Annotated in this window: 1 protein-coding gene and 1 pseudogene; both read right to left on the reverse strand. The window is 44.9% G+C overall.

Features of this window, described 5'->3' with window-relative positions; all coding sequences use genetic code 11:
* Window positions 1-35: 35 nt before the first annotated feature.
* Window positions 36-1,316, reverse strand: a complete 1,281-nt coding sequence (locus QUB30_RS33425; RefSeq protein ID WP_333342623.1) for a transposase — start codon at window positions 1,314-1,316, stop codon at window positions 36-38.
* A gap of 208 nt (window positions 1,317-1,524) precedes the next feature.
* Window positions 1,525-2,053, reverse strand: a pseudogene (locus QUB30_RS33430) (hypothetical protein); the annotation flags it as partial.

Consider the following 2,053-nt stretch of genomic DNA (forward strand, 5'->3'; position numbering starts at 1 on the left):
AACTCAATCCTCATGGATTACCCTGTAGAAGCCAGTCATCCCCCGATTTCGCGGTTTCGACTGAACGAATCGCACTTAATCGCGGCGTTAACATCGCGATCGACCATTAAAGAATGTTGCTCATCCCAATAGCTTCGCATACCGCAATCGGTGAAAACAATTTCATTCCGATAGCACAGAACCATTGAGGTATAAGCAGGTTTTTGCGGAACGACGACTGATCCAGCTTTTTCGGCTATGTATTCCAGCGTCTTAAAAAACTGACCGAACGCAGCATCCAGCCAAGACTTATTTAGTCCTGATTTAGCTGATTGACCGTTTGGGAGGTAAGTACCCTCATTATCTTGCTTAACTTTATTCCGTTTCGTTAAGCCTTTTAAGTTTAAGTCCTCATGAAAAAAGAATTTAGCTCCAGACCTGACAAGTCTGTGAGCTGTTTTGTAGTGGAAATCTTGGCGACAACGCGCTATTTTTTGGTGCTGTCTCGCTTCTTTTTTGGCTAATTTCCGTCGGGCTTTAGAACCGCGCTTCCGTTTGTTCCGCTTCCTTGATATCTGGTCTAACTTAGCTTGGTTTTTGCGAAGCGGTTTCAACGAAGGTAGCTTTTCCCCTGACGATGTTGCTAAATAGACATCTTCATGTAGCACCGCATCCAACCCAATTGAGTTATCCCAGTTTGGGGTAACTTTATCAGGAATAAACTGGGGTACTGAAGCGTCTTCAAGCATTATCTGGATGAACCAACCGTCAGCCTTTCTAGTTACACTAATTTGCTTAATAGTGAATCCATCGGGGATTGGGCGGTGCATCCGAACTTTTATGACACCCAACTTCGGCAATCGGATATAAAACCAATTCTTGCGAACCAGCTTAATCCAGTCGTTATTAGCCGTAGAAAAAGTCATCGTCCGGTAATCCGCTTCAGTCTTGAATCGGGGCTTACCCGATCGCCCGCCTTTACTGTCCCCTACGATAAACCGCTCAAAGGCTTTATCTACTCGCTTAGAAACATCTTGCAGAATAGTTGAATCTACCTGCTGGAAGTCCAATAGCTCGCCACTGTGGAAGACTTTTACTAGGTCTTTTTTGATGACTGGTAATTGTTGTTTTTGGGAATAGTAGTTAGGCTTTTCACGAGGCGTAGAGATGCTAGCAACTAATGGGCAAGCATTTATAGCAGTCCGGTTACTCTCCCACCAATCAAATCGATCGCCTAGCTGCCTATTGTACCAATAGCGACAAATTCTCAACCAATGATTTAGGCTTAACTTTTGAATGGTGTTGGGATAGAACTGATACTGATATGTTACTTTCATTGCGCTACGACCTTTACGCATTTGCTGAGAATAAAAATACCAGAAAAAACTATATTGTGTCAAGCAGTAATTTAATAATTATGTCAAGTAACGATGTTGGCAAATAAAGATTTGTTCATCTCGTCATCCACACCTTCATTGCTCGCCCGCTATGCTGGCGAGGACATGAAAATGTGGAATCCTCGATTCACGCGCCTCTCATCCCACACTAATCGAAGCGATATAGTGTGGGGATTCCCGTCTGACTAGCTAAATACTGCAATTCGGTGGGAGTAAGAGCCGTTGTTCTTTCTAACAAGTTGAGGATTTCTATCTCAAAAGGATCTAGATTTCCTAATTTGTGAAGTCGGTCAGTGCGACCGCAAATTTCTTGAAGTCCGGGTTGATTGTCTAGCGGTACAGCAGTGAGAGCCGAGTGCTTGAAGGTGTATGACTGCATGGTAATGGTAGGGATGTGTCGCATCCACACAGTGGCGGTTTTCTCCCCGACTGACTGAATGCGGCCTAACCTGCCGTTAACATCTTCGCGATCTGGCGCGTACACTTCTACTAAGGAACCAATTTTGAGCGTCAGGTGATGAGCGATGGTAGGTTCACCTTCAGGCTTTACTTTTTGGTCGCGCCCCTGTAAAGTTTTGGCAACCTTAGCCGGACGGCTGGGAGCATCAATCGCCAAAGCGATGACCTGCTTCTTGGTCATCCCCGCAGAGCGATTCAGTATTTTCCACTTCATATCC

The organism is Microcoleus sp. BROC3, from assembly GCF_036702515.1.
Classification (GTDB): Bacteria; Cyanobacteriota; Cyanobacteriia; order Cyanobacteriales; family Microcoleaceae; genus Microcoleus.

Coding starts and splice junctions, on each gene's coding strand:
- QUB30_RS33425 (WP_333342623.1), bottom strand. CDS start 1,316: ATGAAAGTAACATATCAGTATCAGTTCTATCCCAACACCATTCAAAAG.